18 protein-coding genes and 3 pseudogenes are annotated in these 19901 nt (G+C 54.6%); 14 read left to right on the top strand and 7 right to left on the bottom strand.

Going from position 1 to position 19901, the window contains the following annotated elements; all coding sequences use genetic code 11:
- Nucleotides 1-28 precede the first annotated feature (28 nt).
- On the bottom strand, nt 29-643 hold the full coding sequence (locus tag OHL23_RS28260; protein WP_263355447.1) for an SRPBCC family protein: 615 nt from the start codon (nt 641-643) through the stop codon (nt 29-31).
- A 335-nt stretch (nt 644-978) separates the two neighbouring features.
- Between OHL23_RS28260 and OHL23_RS28265 the strand changes: the two genes are divergently transcribed.
- Nucleotides 979-1551, top strand: a complete 573-nt coding sequence (locus tag OHL23_RS28265; protein WP_263355448.1) for a TetR/AcrR family transcriptional regulator — start codon at nt 979-981, stop codon at nt 1549-1551.
- Between the two features lie 543 nt (nt 1552-2094).
- Here the strand turns inward: OHL23_RS28265 and OHL23_RS28270 are convergent.
- Nucleotides 2095-2817 (bottom strand): annotated as a pseudogene (locus tag OHL23_RS28270) (integrase core domain-containing protein); the annotation flags it as partial.
- Nucleotides 2818-2886: 69 nt separating this feature from the next.
- Complete coding sequence (gene ltrA, locus OHL23_RS28275) at nt 2887-4407, bottom strand: group II intron reverse transcriptase/maturase (RefSeq protein WP_263355449.1); 1521 nt, start codon at nt 4405-4407, stop codon at nt 2887-2889.
- Between the two features lie 527 nt (nt 4408-4934).
- Here ltrA and OHL23_RS28280 point away from each other — a divergent pair.
- Nucleotides 4935-5711, top strand: coding sequence for an alpha/beta hydrolase (locus OHL23_RS28280; protein ID WP_263355450.1), 777 nt, complete (start codon nt 4935-4937; stop codon nt 5709-5711).
- Nucleotides 5712-6054: 343 nt separating this feature from the next.
- Here the strand turns inward: OHL23_RS28280 and OHL23_RS28285 are convergent, their stop codons facing one another.
- Nucleotides 6055-6279: a heme-binding domain-containing protein gene (locus tag OHL23_RS28285; protein ID WP_317891737.1), complete on the bottom strand. Its 225-nt coding sequence runs from the start codon at nt 6277-6279 to the stop codon at nt 6055-6057.
- Between the two features lie 297 nt (nt 6280-6576).
- On the opposite strand from OHL23_RS28285, the gene OHL23_RS28290 reads away from it, so the two are divergent.
- Both OHL23_RS28290 and OHL23_RS28295 read left to right on the top strand, forming a co-directional pair.
- Nucleotides 6577-6900 (top strand): hypothetical protein, encoded by a 324-nt coding sequence (locus OHL23_RS28290; RefSeq protein ID WP_263355451.1) that lies wholly within the window; start codon nt 6577-6579, stop codon nt 6898-6900.
- Nucleotides 6901-6984: 84 nt separating this feature from the next.
- A pseudogene (locus OHL23_RS28295) lies at nt 6985-7146 on the top strand (short-chain dehydrogenase); the annotation flags it as partial.
- A 214-nt stretch (nt 7147-7360) separates the two neighbouring features.
- Here OHL23_RS28295 and OHL23_RS28300 read toward each other — a convergent pair.
- The 3 genes from OHL23_RS28300 to OHL23_RS28310 all read right to left on the bottom strand — a co-directional run bounded on the left by OHL23_RS28300 (nt 7361) and on the right by OHL23_RS28310 (nt 10442).
- Nucleotides 7361-8107: an RNA polymerase sigma factor gene (locus tag OHL23_RS28300; RefSeq protein WP_263355452.1), complete on the bottom strand. Its 747-nt coding sequence runs from the start codon at nt 8105-8107 to the stop codon at nt 7361-7363.
- Between the two features lie 89 nt (nt 8108-8196).
- Nucleotides 8197-8451, bottom strand: coding sequence for a hypothetical protein (locus OHL23_RS28305; protein ID WP_263355453.1), 255 nt, complete (start codon nt 8449-8451; stop codon nt 8197-8199).
- 167 nt (nt 8452-8618) lie between these two features.
- Nucleotides 8619-10442 (bottom strand): sigma-54-dependent Fis family transcriptional regulator, encoded by a 1824-nt coding sequence (locus tag OHL23_RS28310; protein WP_263355477.1) that lies wholly within the window; start codon nt 10440-10442, stop codon nt 8619-8621.
- A gap of 453 nt (nt 10443-10895) precedes the next feature.
- Here OHL23_RS28310 and OHL23_RS28315 point away from each other — a divergent pair, with 453 nt between their 5' ends.
- From OHL23_RS28315 to mdcE, 10 genes and pseudogenes are all read left to right on the top strand, one after another.
- Nucleotides 10896-11978 (top strand): alpha/beta fold hydrolase, encoded by a 1083-nt coding sequence (locus OHL23_RS28315; RefSeq protein ID WP_263355454.1) that lies wholly within the window; start codon nt 10896-10898, stop codon nt 11976-11978.
- Complete coding sequence (locus tag OHL23_RS28320; protein WP_263355455.1) at nt 11975-12769, top strand: DUF2490 domain-containing protein; 795 nt, start codon at nt 11975-11977, stop codon at nt 12767-12769. Before OHL23_RS28315 ends, OHL23_RS28320 begins: the two co-directional genes overlap by 4 nt.
- A 213-nt stretch (nt 12770-12982) precedes the next feature.
- Nucleotides 12983-13552: an FUSC family protein gene (locus OHL23_RS28325; protein ID WP_263355456.1), complete on the top strand. Its 570-nt coding sequence runs from the start codon at nt 12983-12985 to the stop codon at nt 13550-13552.
- A 140-nt stretch (nt 13553-13692) separates the two neighbouring features.
- Nucleotides 13693-14151 carry an isocitrate/isopropylmalate family dehydrogenase gene (locus OHL23_RS28330; RefSeq protein ID WP_263355457.1) on the top strand — a complete coding sequence of 153 codons (459 nt, stop codon included), beginning with the start codon at nt 13693-13695 and terminating at the stop codon, nt 14149-14151.
- Nucleotides 14084-14794 (top strand): annotated as a pseudogene (locus tag OHL23_RS28335) (isocitrate/isopropylmalate dehydrogenase family protein). Before OHL23_RS28330 ends, OHL23_RS28335 begins: the two are co-directional and overlap by 68 nt.
- 549 nt (nt 14795-15343) lie before the next feature.
- Nucleotides 15344-16999: a malonate decarboxylase subunit alpha gene (gene mdcA, locus OHL23_RS28340; protein ID WP_263355458.1), complete on the top strand. Its 1656-nt coding sequence runs from the start codon at nt 15344-15346 to the stop codon at nt 16997-16999.
- The gene (locus OHL23_RS28345; RefSeq protein WP_263355459.1) at nt 16999-17916 is read left to right on the top strand and encodes a triphosphoribosyl-dephospho-CoA synthase; all 918 of its coding nucleotides are present in this window, start codon (nt 16999-17001) and stop codon (nt 17914-17916) included. Before mdcA ends, OHL23_RS28345 begins: the two co-directional genes overlap by 1 nt.
- A complete protein-coding gene (locus tag OHL23_RS28350; RefSeq protein WP_263355460.1) occupies nt 17903-18199 on the top strand; it encodes a malonate decarboxylase subunit delta in 297 nt (98 codons plus the stop codon). Before OHL23_RS28345 ends, OHL23_RS28350 begins: the two co-directional genes overlap by 14 nt.
- Nucleotides 18196-19071 (top strand): biotin-independent malonate decarboxylase subunit beta, encoded by an 876-nt coding sequence (locus OHL23_RS28355; RefSeq protein WP_263355461.1) that lies wholly within the window; start codon nt 18196-18198, stop codon nt 19069-19071. Before OHL23_RS28350 ends, OHL23_RS28355 begins: the two co-directional genes overlap by 4 nt.
- Nucleotides 19068-19901 carry a biotin-independent malonate decarboxylase subunit gamma gene (gene mdcE, locus OHL23_RS28360; protein WP_263355462.1) on the top strand — a complete coding sequence of 278 codons (834 nt, stop codon included), beginning with the start codon at nt 19068-19070 and terminating at the stop codon, nt 19899-19901. The genes OHL23_RS28355 and mdcE overlap by 4 nt, the downstream gene beginning before the upstream one ends.

Genomic DNA, 19901 nt, shown 5'->3' on the forward strand with positions numbered 1-19901 from the left:
TGTGATCCTGCGTTCTACTGGTGCGGATTTACAAAACCGGGCTACGATCTGTCGCAGAGCGTTGCTTGAGGTTGCTCAGCCAGAGATCATGTGCGTTATGCATCGCCTCCGGTTCCTTCTTGCGTAGTTCGACTGCCCCGGGCCCTTTCACAACTTCTTCCGTCACAACATGGCAACCGTCGGTTGTTTTCGACAGAAGGTATGTGTGATAGCCATTCGTCCTTGGAGCGTCGCCAAACCACCCAATGCGGCTGTTTGGCACGAACTCATGCACGCGGCTCTCAACGTGGTGACCGTTGGTGTCCCACGAAAACTGCGTTCCCTCATGCAGCTTTCCATCGGGGCTGTTCAGCAGCTTGACATTGTGGGAGTTCGGATACCACGTAGGCCAAGCCTGAGCATCAGCGATATCGGCGAAGACCTTGTCGCAAGATGCGTGGATAACAATTTCGTTGTGAACAAACAGGTCTGCCTGCTCCGGATGAAAGCCCTCCGGCCAATGTGTGTCCTTGGAGCGCAGTGCTCCGTCTGAGTTGAAGGTCAGAGCCTCATTCGTAGCTTTCGATCGTGCCGGTTGAGCGCGACCCATAGTGACGGCTACCGTTACCACCACGAACAACATCACAACTCTCCAGACTGACACTTTGTTTTTCTCCGTAGTTTTCTATAGTGAGGAGCGGACCGAACGAGTGCTGAGTTCCGTTCTGCTAAGACAACCCGTAGTATGCCGATTCGACCAGGATGCTCGCTGTGGCGTAGCCGATTTCTGACGAAACGCCCGTAAGGACAATGGTTCCTTGCTGCTTTGCATCCGACTTGCTCATTGCCGGCCTCCAGTGAAGCGTCGATACCGCCCATATACAAGTAGATACTTATATTCAAGAAAGGATGCAAGTACTTACTTGGAAAATGTGAGAACATCAAGGCATGTCAGTTTTTGTCCCAGATCGGAAGCGAAACGTTCGGGGAGAACGCCGTGTGGCAAGCCTGCTCGACGCCGCCGGCAGCGTTTTCGGAGAGCTTGGCTACCACGCGGCAACCACGAACGCCATTGCTGCCGAAGCGAAGGTTTCCCCGGCAACGCTGTATCAGTTCTTTCCAGACAAGGAAGCTATCGCCGATGCGCTCGTGGCCCGTTACGCAATGGATCTGGCGAAAGAGGAACGAGCTGCGGACACTCAGAAACTTGCGTCAGCGTCTTTGGAAGAGGCCATCCGGCAGGTCACCGGAGTCGTGATCGAGTTTCATCGGAAGCATCCTGCATTTCGTACTCTATACGCAGAGGCTCCTCTTTCGAAGGACACCGTCGAACAAAAACGCCTCCTCGTTCAAACCTTCATCGACATCGTCTCCAAGGTGCTAAGTACAAGAAATCCCAAACTCGATAAGCGGGACGCTCTCTGGAGTGCAGAAATTGTCCTGACCGCCTTGATAGGTTTCCTGCCGGCTCTGGCAGGTCGCAAGGCATCTGACCGGTCGCGAATGATCGACGCCTTAAATCAAATGCTGGCGCGCTACCTGGAGCCTGTGCTCAAGCCGCCTATACGTTAGGGGCCGGTTCTTCACGCCGGCGGAGATGATCGCTTAATTTGATCAAATTCCGTCTACGCGATCTAGAAAATCGGCCATTCGCAATGTGGACGGCCGGGTGATCCGCTCAATTGATTTCCGCGACGGCCTCGCCAAATAGGCCGCGATCGAGGTGATCGACGGCGTCGGGTAGCTCCGAAGGGAGTCTGGATGGGAACGCCTGTAAACGCCGACGGTAACTCCGCGAACCAATCTCATAAGCGTTAAGACGGGTCTGGGCGGCGGAGACATTTGCAGTTGAGGCTATCCAAGAATCAGGAAAGCTGGCCCCACGCAAGCAAACATGCCTGAATTCTGGTCCTCATGAAAGTCGGCTAGGCTCCATGGTTTCACGGGCCGGGAACTAGACGAGAAATAGCCCCTCTCGTACAGGCGCCAACTTTTCAATTGTCGCCAACAGGCGTGTGTGTTGAGAAAGTCGATATCCACGCTCAGCCGAGAAACCGATCAAAGGACGACTTAAGGTGTCAGGGGTGGCCGAATGATTCGTATTGGGCGGCAGGCTCAGACCACTCTTCGCGCAGCTCTAAAACGAAGCTCTTCCACATTGAGCTCTCCAATCTCCATGTCTCGAAAGAAGACTCTGTAAAGCCCTGGTGTGATTAACTCAAATCCTAACTCTTCGAAGCGGAATACTTCGCTGATGAAAACTCTGTTCTTGTGCCAGCTGATGTCGCCGCTATTGTTCACCCGTCGCAGCAGGAGAGCCTTCGGGTACGTAAACTCTGGAAACTTGCGCGGCAGTCGGATCGAGCTAGGGATGTAGAGACTTGCGGGAACTTGGTTGTGCAGGCCCTCATGCGGGCGCTCGTTATTGAACACGTAGCGAAAGTTATCGAAGCGGCTCTGCTGTGCGCGAAGGGATGCCGCAGGCGGTTTCGTCGTGTCCTCCTTCAGCGTGCGATGCATCCGCTCATGGCGGCCGTTTTGTTGCGGTCGGCCTGCTTGAATGCGTTCATGCACGATCCCGAGCTTCATCCAGCCGAGCGAGAGCTTCGACAGCCCCAGAAGCCCCGTGCCCGCAAACGGTGCGCCGTTGTCGGTCCTGATCCGTGCTGGGACCCCGTACTCTCGCATGGCTGCTTCGCAGATCGCTCGAACCTGGCTGAGGTCCATACGCGAGACGATCTGGCAACGAATCAAAAAGCGACTATGCGCGTCAGTGATCGTGAACGGATCACAGCGCTTGCCGTCGCCGGTGGTGAAGTAGCCTTGTAGGGTCGAGCATCAGCGCCGTGCGGCATTGCTGCCGCCGGGTTCTGATGCCCGCCCTCCGAACCGGACGTGCACCTTTCGTTATGCATCCGGCTCTCCGGGAACACTGATGTATGCAGGAGTGCGCATCCAGCCTCTGCGGAAGCGTTCCACGCGCAGCATGGAGAGAAGGAACTGCTCGACATTGCCTTCACGCCATAGCTTGCGAGTAGGACGAAGTAGACTCGGCAGTCGCACTAGCCGTGTCCTCTTGTGATGGAGCTTCTTATGCTTCTTCATCAGCCAACGCCAGATGCAGTCCCCGACATAGAAGTCGAGTGCGGCGAACTGACGGCTTGCGCCGGTGCAGAAGCGATAGTAGTTTCCCCATCCCCGCAGAACAGGATTAAGTTTCTGGAGAAGCTCAGACAGCGACCAGAGCGTATTAGCGCCCTTGGTCATCTGCTTCACCATGTACCGAAGGTCCGCTCGTTTGCTGGTCGGTATCTCGATCCTCGGCATATAACCGAATCGCGGATGCCATTTATAGCGCACCCGTTGACTGAGGAACTGGAAGCCCTCGGTCAGATCAGAGACCCGCGTCTTATCGATGGATAGCTCCAACTTCATCGACTCCCGCAGGTAATTCGCAAGGTCTGCCTTTTCCTGCTCAGCTTGCTCGCGAGTACCAGATACAAGAACCACGAAGTCATCTGCATATCGAATCGGGAAGAACACTGCCCGTCCAGCTTTACGGTCCGTCATGCGTGCCCACAACGCCGCTGTCGTAGAATCACTCTTGCGGCGGGCCTGGAGTTTTCGACGATGGTGCGTCCACCGCTCGTATCGTTCCTCGATGATGCCGAGGGCGATGTTCGCAAGCAGCGGTGAGATCACACCACCTTGCGGAGTGCCTTTGTCTGTCGGAAGCAGGAAGCCGTCCGCTAGAACTCCAGCCTTCAGGAACTTTGCGATCAACCTCGTGACCTTGCCATCGATGACGCGAGCGCGAACCCGCTTCATCAACTGATGGTGATCGATGTTGTCGAAGCAGCCCTTGATATCTCCTTCGATGACCCACTGGTAGGGCGTCCTCTGACGCCGGCCATCCTCTGCCGTCGCTCGCGGTCGCATGCACATCCGGATATGCTCCAAGGCGCCGTGGCAGCCTCGGCCGGGCCTGAACCCGTACGACACATGCCAGAAGCCAGCCTCGAAGATCGGCTCCAGGATATTCTTGACCGCGCATTGAACTACGCGATCACGCACGGTCGGGATCCCGAGGGGTCGGAACTTCCCCGGTTGACGTGGCTTGGGGATCAGCTTCCGCCGTGAGGGGCTCGGCTTGTACCGGCCACTCTTCAGGTCGCCATGGAGTTGTTCGAGGAACAACTCCATACCCATCGCCACTTTGATTCCCGCTATTGTCATCCCGTCGACCCCGGCAGTACGACGCCCTTTGTTTAGAGCGATTTTCCGCCAGGCGCACCGCAGATTGCGGAGGTCTGTAATCCAGTTCCACAAGTCGCGGTAGCTGTCTTCAGGATGTGTCCTGCTCCATTGATAGAGCTTGCATTGCACGCTGAGGAGCCAAGCCTCATCAGCCTGATCACCCAAGTCCATGGATGGTTCCTCCGTCTTCGCAACTCTGTCAGTTCCTTGCCTGCCTTCGCCATGCACACGGCTTTCCCGTGTTCGGACTACTACGCAGGCTCCGCCCCGTCGATTCACCATCTCCAGTCTCCGTGGCTAGCCCGGCTCCGTTGCCGGGCGGTCAATCGGGGTTCCCATGTTCCAGTTCTCGACCTTCATCTCGTAGGTGGCATACTTTACCCCTGGCGATTCAGAGCGACGATCCATGAGGAGATCACCGTCGCTGAGTCCGATTTCCGGACCCGCCAGTGGAGAACTTCAAGCCCCACCAACTCAGATCGCATAAACTCCCGGTCCCATCTGACCTACTTCGGGAGCATTGAGCTATTCAAGACAGAGGCGTCCATAAGAACAAATCAACGCCGCGAATCGCGCCACGGGCGTCCTACGTTGCGTGAGGACAAACGCATCCGCTGGATGACAGCCTCATCAGCAGAGACGGTTCTTGGTCTTTGAAACCCACCGCAGAACTCAACAAAAAGGAACTGGAGACAGCTATGTTCAATCGATTCGCCGTATTCGCCACAATGTTATGTGCTGCCGCCCTGTCGAGTCCCCTAAACTTACAAGCACAGCAATCCGAAGTGAAGAATATCGTTCTCGTCCACGGTGCCTGGGCGGACGGTTCGGGCTGGAGGGGCGTTTACGACAACCTTGTCAAGCGTGGCTTCAACGTCAGCATCGTCCAAGAGCCGGAGACGTCGTTTCAGGATGATGTCACCGCAGTGAAGCGTATCCTCGCACTGCAAAACGGACCGACCATCCTTGTCGCACACAGCTACGGGGGATCCGTTGTCACCGAAGCGGGCACCGATCCATCCGTTGTCGGATTGGTGTATGTCGCAGCTCACATGCCTGATGCGGGAGAAAGTGAATCTGCGGATGGAAAGCTCTTCCCAAGTGCTCTCAGCAAATCTGACGCAGAAAAGACGACGACAGATGGGTTCACTTATCTCGACCCCACGCAGTTTCATTTTTTCTTTGCAGCCGATCTGCCTGTTGAGCAGGCCGACTTTATGTCCCACTCCCAGGTATTCAACAACGCCGTGAATTTCAAGGCAGTCATCACCACGCCCGCATGGAGAGAAAAACCGAGTTGGATGGTAGTCGCTGGGGCGGATAGAACGATCAACCCGGACCTCGAACGGTTTTATGCGGCGCGAGCCAACAGCGACACGATCGAAGTCGCAGGCGCGAGTCATTGCGTTTATGTGTCCCACCCCAAAGAGGTCGCAGATGTAATTGAGAGTGCCGCACGAGCGGTTTCGAAATAGCTCGAACTGCGCGAGGAGTCCGCACACCCGGACTTCGTCAGCGGCAGCAAACCAGGGCCAATGGCGTCGGTCGCCAATTCGTGCCCTCGATTAAGCGCTGGCAGCGTGGTGGAGACTCCCCCTGAGCTTTTCAGCTCGGGGGAGTCCTACGTGTGCGTTTTGCCTATCAGACAAGAACTGACGCCAAGCGGAAGTAACTAAGGCCAGCGTGGGATGTTAGAGCGCGTTTGAAAAGTCTTTCTACGTCGTGGGGAAGGCTGAGTCGAAGTTGGTCGCAGCGTTGACCGAACAAACTGTGTCGCACTGTAGTGGAAAACCCTTGTTGTACGTCTCGAGAAACAATCTAGTAGGCTGGCACTAATCGGTCGAACCACGGCAATTCAGTTTCGTTAGAGTGGCAGCTATAGCAAGAGTGCTTGAGTATTGCCTTGACCTCAGGAGGAGCCTGTATATCAGCGCTTACCGGTGGATTCTTCAGTTCAGGCCGGACGAACTGAAGTCCCGCGAAAATGAGCACTCCAATCCCGAAGAATCGAAGCAGCATCGGAAGGTACGGAGCCTTTGGCATAGAACGGTTCTACAAATAGCTAAGTGTGGGGTATCTAAGCAACAGGTTGACTCCTGTTCACCCGCCTCCTAAAGTCCCGACGAGAGGCACCGAGGTAGTCACGCCTCCGTGCTCTGGTAAAGACGGGAACCCATTTTTCCCTGCGCCCAAGCTTGAGGGCGGAAACTTGGTTTGTAACCAACCGGATGCCTGCCACTCAGGCCCGGGCGCACCTGAACTTTTCAGAGATCGGAGCTCTTCCCGAAGTGCAGCAAAAGTCGGCCTATTCGACGCCTTCAATCAGATTCGGCTAGTGCGATGCTTCCCCCGAGATATCAGACGGTACATTCGGACTCGGTTGTCACTCTGGAACAGCTGGCCATTCTGCGGAAGTATCTAACAACTCTATCGCTGGACTCTCAGGCCACCCCCTCCCAGGCTAAGGCAGCAGACGGCGAATACATGCGGTGGATCGAAGGTTGTGGAAACATTCGCACCGTTCAGAGCATGCTTGCCGAAGTGCCCTTCCATCCAGAGTACAAGACGTGGAAACAGATCAGCAGCACGGAGAGCGCTTCGCGAAAATCCTGCACCACGCTGCAGGCTGCTCTTCAGGCGCTGGTCTCACAAAAACCAAGCTGAGCCTGCACTCACGCCACCACATGAAAGAGACGTAACGATATGAGCCGCATTTTCATCGCCAGATCTTCAGACGGACTTGGACTGATGGTGGCGCAATTGTTACTCGAACAGGACCACTCCGTCGTCTTACATGCGCGCAGTGTCCAACGCGCTGAAGCAGCCCATCGCAGACTTCTTGGGGCCGAAGCCATCGTCACCGGCGATCTCGCCAGCCTGCAACAGATGCGTTCGGTGGCAGATCAGGTCAACGTACTCGGGACCTTCGACGCCATCATTCACAACGTAGCTGTCGGCTACCGCGAACCGCGGCGCGTCGAACCGGAGGAACTTCGACACGTCATGCTCCAGAGCCATCAGCGGGCAGTTCACGACGGTCACGGAGTAACCCTCTTCTTCGAGGAGAACTGCCCTGGCTTCAGGGCCGCTGACATCATCGTCGACGCAGAGACTGCAATATCTTTCACTCATGCGGCATTCGTTTCGATAAATCCGGTGGACGTTGAACACACGCCAGAGCTTTCGGGTCGATTCCACAAGGTAGATATTTTGCCTTTTCAAGACGTGCGCGGATCTTCGATCTTGCGCGAAGAAGACGCGATTTTACTGCTGATTCGGAGATACCCAGCATCTTCGCGATCTGAGCTACAGAAGCGTTTTCTCGATAGCGGATCTGCACTACAACTCGAAGAATTGGCGGCAAATATCGAATCGCGCGGATGCACTCATTTTCCAAAGCATTCGAGATGCAGGCTTCTTCGGGATTATGCGCGGTCTCCGTGGGTTCAGGTAACTTAAAGTCGTCTCGATCAACACCACCCTCAAGGCTGAACACATAATGTGAACGTTTCTTCCGTGACAACATCAAAGCGGAATTGATCGCGATTCGAGTGAGCCACGAGGAAAAGGAGCTTCGTCCTTCAAATGTCCCGATATGGACATATGCCTTCAACAAGGTCTCCTGTAACGTGTCTTCAGCATCTGCAACGTTGCGCGTAATCCTTAGAATCGTCCGAAGAAGTTGTTTTGAATGTCGACGGCACAGCTCTGCGTATGCCTGATGGTCTCCGTCTTTGGCAGCAGCGACCAAGAAGATATCGGAGGTATCGGCCGTGATTCCGATAGGCGATCCTTTTGCGACATAAGCCAGCATGTGTGGAGTTTGGCCCGGATCCACTCCTGCATAGGCTGACGAAGTTGATATATCCATCGAATGTGCTCCCGAGTGATTTATTAGTCATTACTCCCGTCTGCCGCTTCCTCATCACGTCCACAGAGTTATATCCGTAGGTCCGTCCACTACAACTCGCGCATCCACTCCCGAATGAACCCCGGGCAATTTCTGAGCCGAACGCCCCGCTCATCCAGAGTTGCAAGAAACTTGACCGCCTCGCGGTCTACGAGTGTTACCTCTCCTAAATCAAGAGCCAGAGGATCTGTCTCTTTCGTAAGAAGGTCGTCGATCATGTTTATGTGCATTTCTTGAAGATGGCCGCTTATGTGAAGCAGAACTAAACGGTTGCGGTCGATCAGTCGAACGACTTTGCATGTCATCCCCTCGCCTTTTCGGCAAGCATCGCGTGAATACTTGCACTTCTCAAGGAATGCATGTAGAACGCCATTTTGAAGTGATTGAAAACAAAAGGAAAGGAAGAGGAGGAGAGCCGTGTGAATTGCGTCAAATTCGGCGAAATCGCTAATACTGTCAATTCTCTTGACGTCTAGCCAAGCTTGAATAGGCTTTTGCGGATCTTCAGCTTCTGGATGCGAGAATTTAATGTTGAGGAAGGCAATCCAAGTACCGTCGCCGCGCCTCTCGGCCCAGATATTCGCCCGCGGCTCTGTGTCAGAGCGGACTCAATCATCTTCCGCTCGTGTTCAGAATCGTCATCACTCACGTCATCGCGCGTCTGCGGTATGCGCTTCGAACAAGGAATCGACGGTAGCCATGAGTTATCGACACAAAATACGTCGTCAGGGCTCAGGATCACCGATCTCTCAACGATGTTTTGGAGTTCGCGGACATTGCCAGGCCAATCGTATGCCTTAAAGAACTCCAGCGTATGTTTATCAATGCTCTTGAATACCTTGCGTGCCTGGTGGGCATATCGATGGAGGAAATATTCGAGCAGCATCACAATATCCTCTGGACGTTCTCGAAGCGGCGGGACATGGACCGGAAATACATTCAAACGATAGAAGAGATCCGAGCGGAATGTTCCATTTGCCTGCGCCACGTTTAGATCGCGATTCGTTGCGGTGACAATTCGAACGTCGATCTTTATCCGTTCTTTTCCTCCAACCCGCTCGAGCTCTCTTTCTTGCAGAACCCTCAGGAGCGCGATTTGCGTATCCAATGGCAACTCGCCCACTTCATCCAGAAAGAGGGTGCCACCATTCGCCAGTTCGAAGCGACCTATACGGCGTTGAGTTGCGCCCGTGAATGCCCCCTTTTCATGACCGAACAATTCAGATGAAATCAGCGAAGGGGCGAGCGCGGCGCAATTTACGCTGACGAAGGCACGCTGAGCACGACGCGATCGCTTGTGAATAGCTCGGGCGATTAGTTCCTTTCCAGTTCCCGTTTCACCCGTGATGAGGACCGTAGAGTCTGTGGGCGCGACTTTTGTAACGCGGGCAAGGACCGTGCTCAATGCAGTCGACTCTCCCACAATCTCTTCAAACATGGAAGAGCGATCCACTTCCTCGCGGAGTGCAACATTCTCGTTTTGGAGGCGCTGTTCAGCCACCTTGCGGTCGTCGATGTCGGTTGCGGTCGCGTACCAGCGGATAATCCGGCCTTGCTCGTCTTTCAGTGGATTGTACCGACTGAGGAACCAACGATACTTGCCATCTCTTCCGAGGACCCGCTGTTCGGTCTCGAACGGAACACCCTTCGGTAGCCCATTTTGCCGAATGATTCGGAACCTCTCCACATCATCAGGATGAATGACACGGTCGCGGAAACTTTCGGCCTGCACCTCCTCAAGCGACAGACCCATGTACTCGAGCGTTCGCTGATTTAGATAGATCGGCCAGCCTTCGGGGCTATAGACGATGATCAGTTGCGGAATGACATCGGTAATGCGGCGAAGCTCATCTTCATCTTGCCGGCGTTTCTCCTCTGCTTCTTTTGCCGCGCTGACATCTATTGCGGCGCCCAAAAATTCGAGGTTGCCCGATGCAGTTGTCAACGCGCGAGCGGCAACGTAGAGATGCTTGATTAAGCCGTCCGGCATCAGCCAACGGTATTCAAGATGAAAGTCGGCTTTTGTCTCAGATGCCCGGATGAGAGCCTCTTGCACACGACCTCTATCATCGGGATGAATTCGTCGCAGCACCATCTCCAACGTAAGGTTTGGCGCTCGATCATGTTCAAAGATATTGTAGGTTTGCTCGGACCAGTAGACTTCTCCACTAGCAGCACTCCAGCCGAAGCATCCAGTCCCAGTCAGGCTCTGTGCGATAGACAGGAAAGTCAGGTTGCGTTGTAGCTCCAAATAGAGATCAGCGTTCTCCAGCGATATCGGCAATTGCAGGTTCATGGCGAGCACAGCAACCGGTCTCCCTCACACATCCCGGTGACAGGATGCGCTGACTAGTTCCTCTTTCTCTGTTTTATCAGTTGCAGCATGGATGAAAAACGCACGGATGTGACAAACTTTCGCTGAAAGTCACTGATTTATAGAACTCATCACGGTAATAAGAAACTACAAATATCCCTATCACCAACCTTAGACTCTAACCTCTAGTGAAAGACAAAGGAGCAACCGAATGAGCGAACAGCCGCGCACTAACTATCTCGAAAGCAACCGCCAAGGCTCGCCTGTATAGAGCGCGTCAACGGCTTTAGACGGCACATCGCCTCAACGTTCCGTAAGGCCGCTGACGCAGAGCATCTGAGAGAGGCAACTCCACTTTTTTGTGGGTGTCACTCAGCTTCCGGGCTGGGGACCCCCGCCACGTTCACTGATCGCGAATTGAAAGAAGAGGTTGTCATGAATCGTCGAGTCTTCACATCGAGTGGATTAGCAGCCGCATTTGCCGCGATGATCCCTAATGCGGCAGATGCACAGTCTAAATCTGCCCCAAGCCCATCCGATCTTGCGCAAGAACTCCCCAGCGCCCAGCCAGTGCCGGGGGTTTGTGCCAGTCTAAGCGAACTCCCTGAACCACCATCTGCGGCTACCTCGCAGAAACTCCTGCCCGGCTTCCAAGCTCGGAGAATTCGGACATCCGGTGCTGAAATCAACGTTCTCACCAAAGGAAACGGCCGGCCGTTGCTGCTTATCCATGGCCATCCTGAGACACACCTGACATGGCACAAAATCGCACCTGCACTCGCCGACGAATACACCGTAGTCCTTCCGGATTTGCGAGGCTACGGTGATTCGAGCAAGCCAGGATACAGCGACGAGCACATTAACTATTCCTTTCATGCCATGGCTCTTGATCAGGTCGAAGTCATGCGACAACTTGGACACGAGCGCTTCCTCGTAGCCGGCCACGATCGCGGCGGACGAGTCGCCCATCGCCTTTGTTTGGACCACCCCAGCAGCGTCGAGAAGGTAGCCGTGCTCGATGTAGCGCCCACTCTGACAATGTACGAACAATCGACAAAAGAGTTTGCGACTAAGTATGTATGGTGGTTCCTTCAAATTCAACCTGCACCGATGCCCGAACACCTGATAGGCCTCGATCCTGCTTACTACCTCAGGGATCATCTTGCCGTTCAAGGCAAGACACCAGGTGCGATCTCGCCAGAGGTAATGGCGGAGTACATTCGCTGCTACTGCTGCCTTGGTACCATTCGCGCTGTATGCGAAGACTATCGCGCTGCAGCTGGACTGGACCTCGAACACGATCGTGAGGATGAGAGTAGGAACAAGTATATTCAAGCTCCCCTACTCGCTCTATGGGGGGCAAAAGGCACAGTCGGCCACCTTTGGGATGTCCTCGCAACGTGGAGAGCCAAAAGCAACAATACCGTCTCCGGCAAACCGCTCCCATGCGGTCATCTACTCCCGGAGGAAGATCCAGAGGGTGTGCTCGCTGAGTTTCGGGAGTTTTTTAAGTCATGACGCGAAGCCGACGTTGGACAGTCCATATCTTTGTTCTGCAATTGATTGCTTTACCTGCTTTCGCCCAGGCACCGCAGCCCTCAGGGGGCACCGACCGCAGCGTTTGGCTCAGCTATTTCGGAGACCAACCCATTACGAAACTATGGGCTGTCCACCTGGAAGGCTCTTATAGAAGAACTCTAGGGCTTTCCCAGTTCGAGCAGTTGGAACTGAGACCAGGCATCACTATGAATGAAAGCCCCTCGCAAGAGTCACTTGTCGCTTACACGTTTTTTCGAGCTCAGCCGACGGCGAATGGTTCTTTTGGCCCACCGCCAATCGTTGGGAAGCAGATAGAGAATCGGATTTTCGAGCAGCAACAGATGACCTACAGACTGTTTGATAAAGAAGATTCCGCTCCCCAACTGATTCAGCGTTTTAGGCTGGAGCAACGCTGGCAAGATACCGCAGTGGAAGGCAAGGGATACGAAGATAAGAGTTTTAGTCAACGAGCCCGTTACCGCTTGACTGTCAAGATCCCGCTCGGCCGTTCGGGGCTCCCTGAGCATTACTTCGTTGCTTATAACGAGGTTTACCTAAACGTTACCCGCAAGGCGTCGTCGTTGTTCAACAACGACGTCACGTATAGCGCTTTCGGTTCTCGGCTAGGAGAACATTGGGCGGTTGAGGTCGGCTATCAGTTTCGCCAGAGTCCTGCAGCTAACGGAGTCACTGGACCGCAAGACCACTCATTGCAGGTGTATCTGCTATCCACTGCCCCCTTCCGACGCATACGTAAGGGATCTGACTAGATCTGCCGCGTAGAGTCGAGCTAAACAGACCGTACGTATGGATACATTCCCGCGATTTTGTGCACGCGCACCGCTGCGGAGAGGAGTGAGATAGATGGAGAAAATTGTCTAAGCTGTCCCAATGACGCTGTGCGTTGATTCGCAGCGTCTTTATTTGAACTTCGAAAGAGCAACCTCAATTGTTTCTACTTGTACCTGACAAGGAGTGAACTTATGGCGACTGGACAAACAGAGAGCGGCGCATCGCAACGGGGCCCATTATTCCGCATGAGCCATGCAGTTGGCTCAGCCACGATCCTGGCGATTGCCTGTCTGCTCAGTTATTGGTTAATTACAACTGTCCTGACTCGCGAATACAGCGTTTCAAGAGATGATGATTTGCTTGGTGGCATGTGGGCGGTGGTTGCCACCATCTTTGTGTACCGCAGTAGCTACCAGAAGATGGCTCGCGCCGTTGTGTCGCGTACAGTTGCAACGCTGGTAAGTTTTGCCGCCTGTCTCGGATACCTGCTTTTCTTCCCGTTTCACATCGTAGGAATGGTCGCATTGATCGGGATAATTGCAATCATTTTGGCGCTGGTTCGCCGATCCGAGGACATCGTCATGGCGGCCATTACAACAGCTGTCATCTTGGTCATCGCCGACTTTAGTCCGCAGAATGCCTGGATACAGCCCATTTTGCGTCTCGTCGACACCGCTGCAGGGATTTTGGTCGGCATCGCAGCCTCATGGATCAGCCTAGGCTTGGGTCTGAGTTCGAGCCTGGAGCACAATGGCGAGTGAGAATTGCCCCAGTAACAAAGGAGGATAGCTGTTTCGGGGACTGACGAAGATCGAAGCTTCTTCAGCATGACCATGCGCCAGGAGTTCCCTTTACAGACACAGCTGGCTGGAGCAAACGCATCACTAGCGGGAAGGGAGAAATGCTCATGAAGAAATTCCATATTGCTTGCTTGCCAGCAGACGGAATTGGACCTGAAGTGATTACTTCCAGCCGTCAGATTCTCGAGAAGCTCACGCAGCTTGATGGTGGCATCGCTTTCAACTTTCAATACTTTGACTGGAGCACCACCCGCTACCAGGAAAAAGGCGCCTTGATGCCCGAAGATGGCCTGCAACAACTGGAGCAGGGAGGCTTTGACGGCATTCTGTTAGGGCCGGTTGGAAGCCCTCATGTTCCCGACCACATCACGCTCTGGGGTTTATTGCTTCCAATCCGCCAAGGACTCGACCAATATATCAATCTCCGTCCCTTACGACTGCTCGAAGGAATCGATACCCCCCCTTCGAAATCAGGGATCGCACTTTCTCGATATGGTCTGTGTCCGAGAAAACTCCGAAGGAGAGTATGCCGGCGCTGGCGGACGTGTCCACATTCATAAGCAGGAAGAGGTCGCCATCCAGTCGATAGTATTCACGCGCAGCATCACTGAACGGCTGATGCGATTCGCCTTCGACTGGGCGGTAAAGCACGATAGAAAACGGGTGACGAGTATAACGAAATCGAACAGCATGCAGCACAATATGGTCTTCTGAGACGATGTCTTTACGCAGATCTCAGGCGAATACCCAAGTATTACTTCAGATAAGCAGCTGGTTGACTCGATGACCGTACGAATGGTCAGCCAGCCGGAAACGCTGGATGTTTTTGTGACCTCAAATCTGTTCGGAGACATTCTGTCAGATCTTGGTGCGGCGATCACTGGAAGTCTCGGCCTGGCGCCAAGCGCGAACCTCAATCCGGAACGCCGTTACCCAAGCCTTTTTCAGGCGATTCATGGGTCTGCATTCGAGTTGGCGGGAAAAAATCAGGCGAACCCGATCGGCAGTATCTGGTCGGCGCAGATGATGCTGGAGTTCCTTGGAGAGAGAGAACTCGCGGCTCTCCTGATGCATGCGATCGAGACAGTGCTAAGGAAGCGAGAGGTCAGGACTCGTGACCTTGGCGGAAACAACTCGACCACTGAGATGACGGATGCTATCTGTGATGCGTTGGAGGTTGGATCGAAGAGCTCGGAAGCGTAATGGAGTAGACGGTGCTCGCGGGTAGAACGCGATGGAGAGGCGGACTTTCGGAAAGATAGTGTTACGGGACTTGGATCTTCTTTACCTCGTTCTTCGAATATTGTTACTTGCGCCCAACGACATCGCGCTTCTCATCCAACGGAAGAGACGACAGCCCAATTCTTCCAACACCGATACTGCGGAATTCAATGCCTTAGACGATCCCAACAGCCGAAGCATCCAGTCCCAGGCTCTGTGCGATAGACAGGAAAGTCAGGTTGCGTTGTAGCTCCAAATAAAGGTCAGCGTTCTCCGGCGATATCGGCAATTGCAGGTTCATAGCGAGCACAGCAACCGATCTCCCTCACACATCCCGCTTGCAGGATGCGCTGACTAGTTCCTCCTTCTCTGTTTTATCAAGTTCAGCTCGGATGAAAAACGCACGGATGTGACAAAAAGTTCGCTGAAATTCACTGATTTATAGAACTCATCACGATAATAAAAAACTACAAATATCCCAATCGCCAACCTTAGGCTCTAATCTCTAGTGAAAGGCAAAGGAGCACCCGAATGAGCGAACACACACTGCAGCAGAGAACGTCCTGGACGACCAGGCGTGATGAGAAGGCGCGGCGGATGCGAGCCCTGCAAGCCTGGATGAGCGGTCCAATCCTGCCTCGAGAGAAGACCGTCGACGCCCTTGAGTCTGTCATTGTGAGTGGCGATCGCATCGTGATGGAGGGAGATAATCAGAAGCAAGCGGACTTCCTCTCGCGCTCTCTAGTCAAGGTTGATGCGATGAAGATTCACGATCTACATCTCATCATCTCCAGCATTAGCCGCCCTGAGCATCTCACACTCTTCGAACTAGGTATCGCCAAGAAGGTGGACTTCGCATTCGCAGGTCCCCAGAGCCTTCGGGTCGCGCAACTTCTCGAAGATGGTGTGCTTGAGATCGGGGCTATTCACACCTATGTCGAGCTATACGCGCGGTTGCTGGTCGACCTCGTTCCGAATGTGGTTCTAGTGTGCGCCGAACAGGCCGACCAAGGGGGCAATCTCTTTACGGGGCCGAACACCGAGGATACACCGGTCATTGTTGAGGCCGCCGCGTTTCACGATGCGATCGTGATCGTACAGGTCAACAAGATCGTCGATAAACTTCCTCGGGTAGATATCCCGGCATCCTGGGTCGACATTGTGATTGAGGCGGATAAACCATTCGCTGTAGAGCCTCTCTTCACACGTGACCCGCGGCACATCAACGATCTCCAAATCCTCACTGGAATGATGGTCATTCGCGGCATCTACGAGATGCACCTGGTTCAGTCGTTGAACCATGGTATTGGTTTTGATACAGCAGCCATTGAGCTTCTCCTTCCCACCTACGCTGAGTCGTTGGGGCTACGCGGGAAGATCTGCAAGTACTGGGCTCTCAACCCGCATCCGACTCTAATTCCGGCCATCGAGAGTGGCTGGGTGGAGAGCGTGCACTCTTTCGGTAGCGAAGTTGGAATGGATGAATACATTCGGGCTCGTCCTGACATCTTCTTCACCGGCCGCGACGGTAGCCTTCGCTCTAACCGTGTTCTTTGCCAACTGGCAGGACAGTACGCGGTGGATGCATTTATCGGAGCGACCCTTCAGATGGACGGAGATGCTAACTCTTCCACAGTAACGACTGGACGCCTGGCTGGTTTCGGCGGAGCGCCGAACATGGGAAGTGACCCCCATGGACGGAGGCACTCTAGCGCTACGTGGCTCGATCTCAAAACAGATCCTAGTCCGACAGCTCGAGGACGTAAGCTCGTGGTTCAGACGCTGGAAACCTTCGCCAGTGGTGGGGTTCCTGCCTTCGTTGAAACACTGGACGCGGTCGAGGTCGGGAAGCAGGCCGGAATGCCCATTGCGCCAATCATGATTTACGGGGACGACGTGAGTCACGTCGTGACGGAAGAAGGAATCGCCTATTTGTATAAGACCGAGGGTATCGAAGAGCGCCGCCGCGCACTGGCGGCAGTCGCGGGCGTAAGCCCTGTCGGCCTGAAAGCAAAACCTGAAGAAACCGCTGAACTCCGGCGCAAGGGAATCGTAGCGTATCCCGAAGACATCGGGGTTCATCGCCTTCAGGCCAACCGTTCTCTGCTTGCCGCGCGAAGTATGGAAGACCTGGTTGCGTGGTCCGGCGGCCTCTACCAAGCTCCCGCGAAGTTCAGGAACTGGTAATGGCAAACATGATTCCAATGACGAAAGCGGCCGCCCCGTTTCACCCCCTGCTGGATACGGATCAGTTGGCAGAGTTGGCCCTTCAAGCGCTGGTCGCTGAAGCGGAGCTAACCCCAAAGCCGGGTCTGGTGGACCGGCGAGGATCTGGCGCGCATTCGGATTTGTCGCTGGACATCATGCGACGATCCGCGTCGGCCATCGCCCCGTACTTCACAGCCATGGCTGCCGCATCGTGCAACGCTCGGATGGATCAGTCATTGCGAGCAAAGGTCGCTGCCATCGGACGGGAAGCAGAGGCTGCGATGTTGCGAGAAACCGGGGGTAGTAATGCTCACAAAGGCGCTATCTGGGTGTTAGGGCTCCTAGTCACGGCTACGGCACAGAGTGGCAGTCTCCATCCTGGAGCCATCGCGAAAGACGCGGGTCTGCTCGCCCAACTTCCTGACTACGCGCGCCCTCAACTTGTATCCCACGGCGATCTGGTTCGGAGCCGGTATGGAGCAAAAGGGGCTCGGGGAGAGGCATGTGCCGGCTTCCCCCACGTAGTAAAGGTTGGTCTTCCTGCCCTTCGCGCTGCTCGCGAGTGCGGACTATCGGAGACAAACAGTAGGCTCTCATCGCTCCTTGCCATCATGGCGAGTTTAGAAGACACATGTGTTCTCTATCGTGGCGGAGACGAGGGGCTGCAGACGGTAAAACACGGTGCGAGAGAGGTGCTCGCTTCAGGAGGGCCTGGCTGTGCGGCCGGAGACGAGATGCTGCGTCGCTTCAGTCGCGCACTTTTTGCCAGAAACATCTCGCCGGGAGGAAGCGCGGATCTGCTCGCCGCTACTCTCTTTCTGGACGCAATTGAACGACGTCTGTACGACGTGGAAAGGGACAACAGTCTTTTGGAGGAATCATATGGAACAGATTGAGTTCGATTATCCGACGGCGAACCGTCGCATCACGAAGAAGGCTCATGTCGGCGTAGTGGGGTCTGGAGATATGGAAGTCCTCATGGAGCCGGCCGACGGGGACGGGGCACACGTCACGATCACTACTAGCGTGAATGGCTTTCAGGACTCGTGGAAGGCCGTCTTTGATCGCTTCTTCTCGAAGTTCAATGGAGCCATAAAAATCCAGATCAACGACGCAGGCGCAACCCCAGGAAGCGTGCTGTTGCGGTTGGAACAAGCAGTGGAGGCGATTGAGCAGTGAGCACAGCAGAGAACTTTCCCGCGTTCGTAAATCGCAAGAGCTTTATCGAGCTTGATGGCAGGGCGCGTGCCCGAAGCCTGTTTGACGAAGGAACGGCAAAGGAGTTGGTCGGCCCATTTGATCGAGTCCAATCTCCTTGGCTTCCAATACAGGGCGTCGCTCCACAAGCCGACGATGGCTGCATCGTGATTAAAGGCAAGATCGGCGGCCTTCCAGCAGTCGTTGTCTCGCTTGAAGGAGCGTTTCAGGGAGGCAGCATTGGTGAGGTGTCGGGCGCCAAGATGACAGCGGCTCTGGATCTTGCAACGAAAGACTCGGAAACCGGAACAAAGACTGCCGCCGTCCTCCTCCTTGAAACAGGTGGAGTTCGACTTCAGGAAGCGAATCTTGGGCTCGCTGCGATAGCCGAGGTAATTTCGTCGATTCTCGCCTTGCGCCGGCACGCCCCAGTGATCACCGTTGTAGCCGGCACCGTTGGCTGTTTCGGCGGCATGTCCCTTGCAGCTGGTGTGTCAAGCTACGTCATCATGACCAAAGAGGCTCGCCTTGGACTCAATGGTCCTGAAGTCATCGAACAAGAGTCTGGCATCGATGAGTTCGATGCATCTGATCGCGCTCTGATCTGGGCAATTCACGGCGGCGAACAGCGAGTCGGTATCGGAGAGGCAGATGAGCTCGTTGAAGACGACGCAGGGAGGATTGCGTCCGCGATTCGTAGTTATGTTCAGGCCGGTCCCCCGTCCGAGTATAGAAGCGAACAGGTCAAACTCAACCGCGATCGTATCGCTACGCTGGATATGTCCAAACAGATCGATCCGATTAGTCTGCGAAAAAAATGGAACGGCAATGACACCACGGGAGGTGCGCGATGAGCGAGCACGTAGGGTTACGCGGAAGAGCTTGGTTTCAGGCTTTGACCGGAAAGAATGAGCCGTTGGCAGGCGATCCAGGCTCTGTGCTCGCCTCGAATAGCTTACTTGGCAACGAGACCAGCCTGTTTCTGTGCGTTGTGCCGAACACTGAAAGCCGATTCCCCTGTGTGCGGGACGGACAAGTCGGTTTGGAAGAGGCTTACACGCTGGCCATACGAGTACGTGAAGTGATGGCCGAAGATCGTGACAAACCTAAGTCAAAAAAGCGGCCGATAATTGCGCTAGTCGACGTCAAGAGCCAAGCATACGGTCGCCGCGAAGAGACGGCAGGAATATTCCTGGCAGCAGCGACCTCAGCAGATGCCTATGCCTCCGCGAGAATGGCAGGTCATCCGGTAATCAGCCTAGTTGCAGGGCACGCGTTCTCTGGGGGGTTCCTGACTCACGGCTATCAAGCGAACCGTATTCTCGCCTTCGACGATGCAGGAATCGTCATTCATGCCATGCACAAAGAAGCAGCAGCAAGAATTACGCGGCGGTCCGTGGAGGAACTCGAGCGGCTCGGCCATGAGATTGCTCCCATGTCGTATGACGTCAAGGACTATGCAAAACTTGGCTTGCTCTACAAACTGCTCCATGTCGAGAATCCTCTGCAGCCTACCGCATCCGAAGTCGAAATCGTGAAGCAGGGCCTGATTGGGGCGGTTCAGGACGCGCGATCTGGATTAACCGACCTCAGTAATCGTTTAGAATCCGACGCCGCAAAACAGACACGTAAAGCCAGTATTGCGGTCCGCGCAATGCTCGAAGCGCAGTGGAAGAAGTCCTAA

This window comes from Acidicapsa acidisoli (assembly GCF_025685625.1).
Classification (GTDB): Bacteria; Acidobacteriota; Terriglobia; order Terriglobales; family Acidobacteriaceae; genus Acidicapsa; species Acidicapsa acidisoli.

Bases quoted from the DNA above. Each gene is read 5' to 3' on its own strand.
- OHL23_RS28320 (WP_263355455.1), top strand. From the start codon at position 11,975: ATGACGCGAAGCCGACGTTGGACAGTCCATATCTTTGTTCTGCAATTG.
- mdcE (WP_263355462.1), top strand. From the start codon at position 19,068: ATGAGCGAGCACGTAGGGTTACGCGGAAGAGCTTGGTTTCAGGCTTTG.
- OHL23_RS28310 (WP_263355477.1), bottom strand. From the start codon at position 10,442: ATGAACCTGCAATTGCCGATATCGCTGGAGAACGCTGATCTCTATTTG.
- OHL23_RS28280 (WP_263355450.1), top strand. From the start codon at position 4,935: ATGTTCAATCGATTCGCCGTATTCGCCACAATGTTATGTGCTGCCGCC.
- OHL23_RS28315 (WP_263355454.1), top strand. From the start codon at position 10,896: ATGAATCGTCGAGTCTTCACATCGAGTGGATTAGCAGCCGCATTTGCC.
- OHL23_RS28300 (WP_263355452.1), bottom strand. From the start codon at position 8,107: ATGGATATATCAACTTCGTCAGCCTATGCAGGAGTGGATCCGGGCCAA.
- OHL23_RS28325 (WP_263355456.1), top strand. From the start codon at position 12,983: ATGGCGACTGGACAAACAGAGAGCGGCGCATCGCAACGGGGCCCATTA.
- OHL23_RS28290 (WP_263355451.1), top strand. From the start codon at position 6,577: ATGCTTCCCCCGAGATATCAGACGGTACATTCGGACTCGGTTGTCACT.
- OHL23_RS28350 (WP_263355460.1), top strand. From the start codon at position 17,903: ATGGAACAGATTGAGTTCGATTATCCGACGGCGAACCGTCGCATCACG.
- mdcA (WP_263355458.1), top strand. From the start codon at position 15,344: ATGAGCGAACACACACTGCAGCAGAGAACGTCCTGGACGACCAGGCGT.
- OHL23_RS28305 (WP_263355453.1), bottom strand. From the start codon at position 8,451: ATGACATGCAAAGTCGTTCGACTGATCGACCGCAACCGTTTAGTTCTG.
- OHL23_RS28345 (WP_263355459.1), top strand. From the start codon at position 16,999: ATGGCAAACATGATTCCAATGACGAAAGCGGCCGCCCCGTTTCACCCC.
- OHL23_RS28285 (WP_317891737.1), bottom strand. From the start codon at position 6,279: ATGCCAAAGGCTCCGTACCTTCCGATGCTGCTTCGATTCTTCGGGATT.
- OHL23_RS28330 (WP_263355457.1), top strand. From the start codon at position 13,693: ATGCTCATGAAGAAATTCCATATTGCTTGCTTGCCAGCAGACGGAATT.
- ltrA (WP_263355449.1), bottom strand. From the start codon at position 4,407: ATGGACTTGGGTGATCAGGCTGATGAGGCTTGGCTCCTCAGCGTGCAA.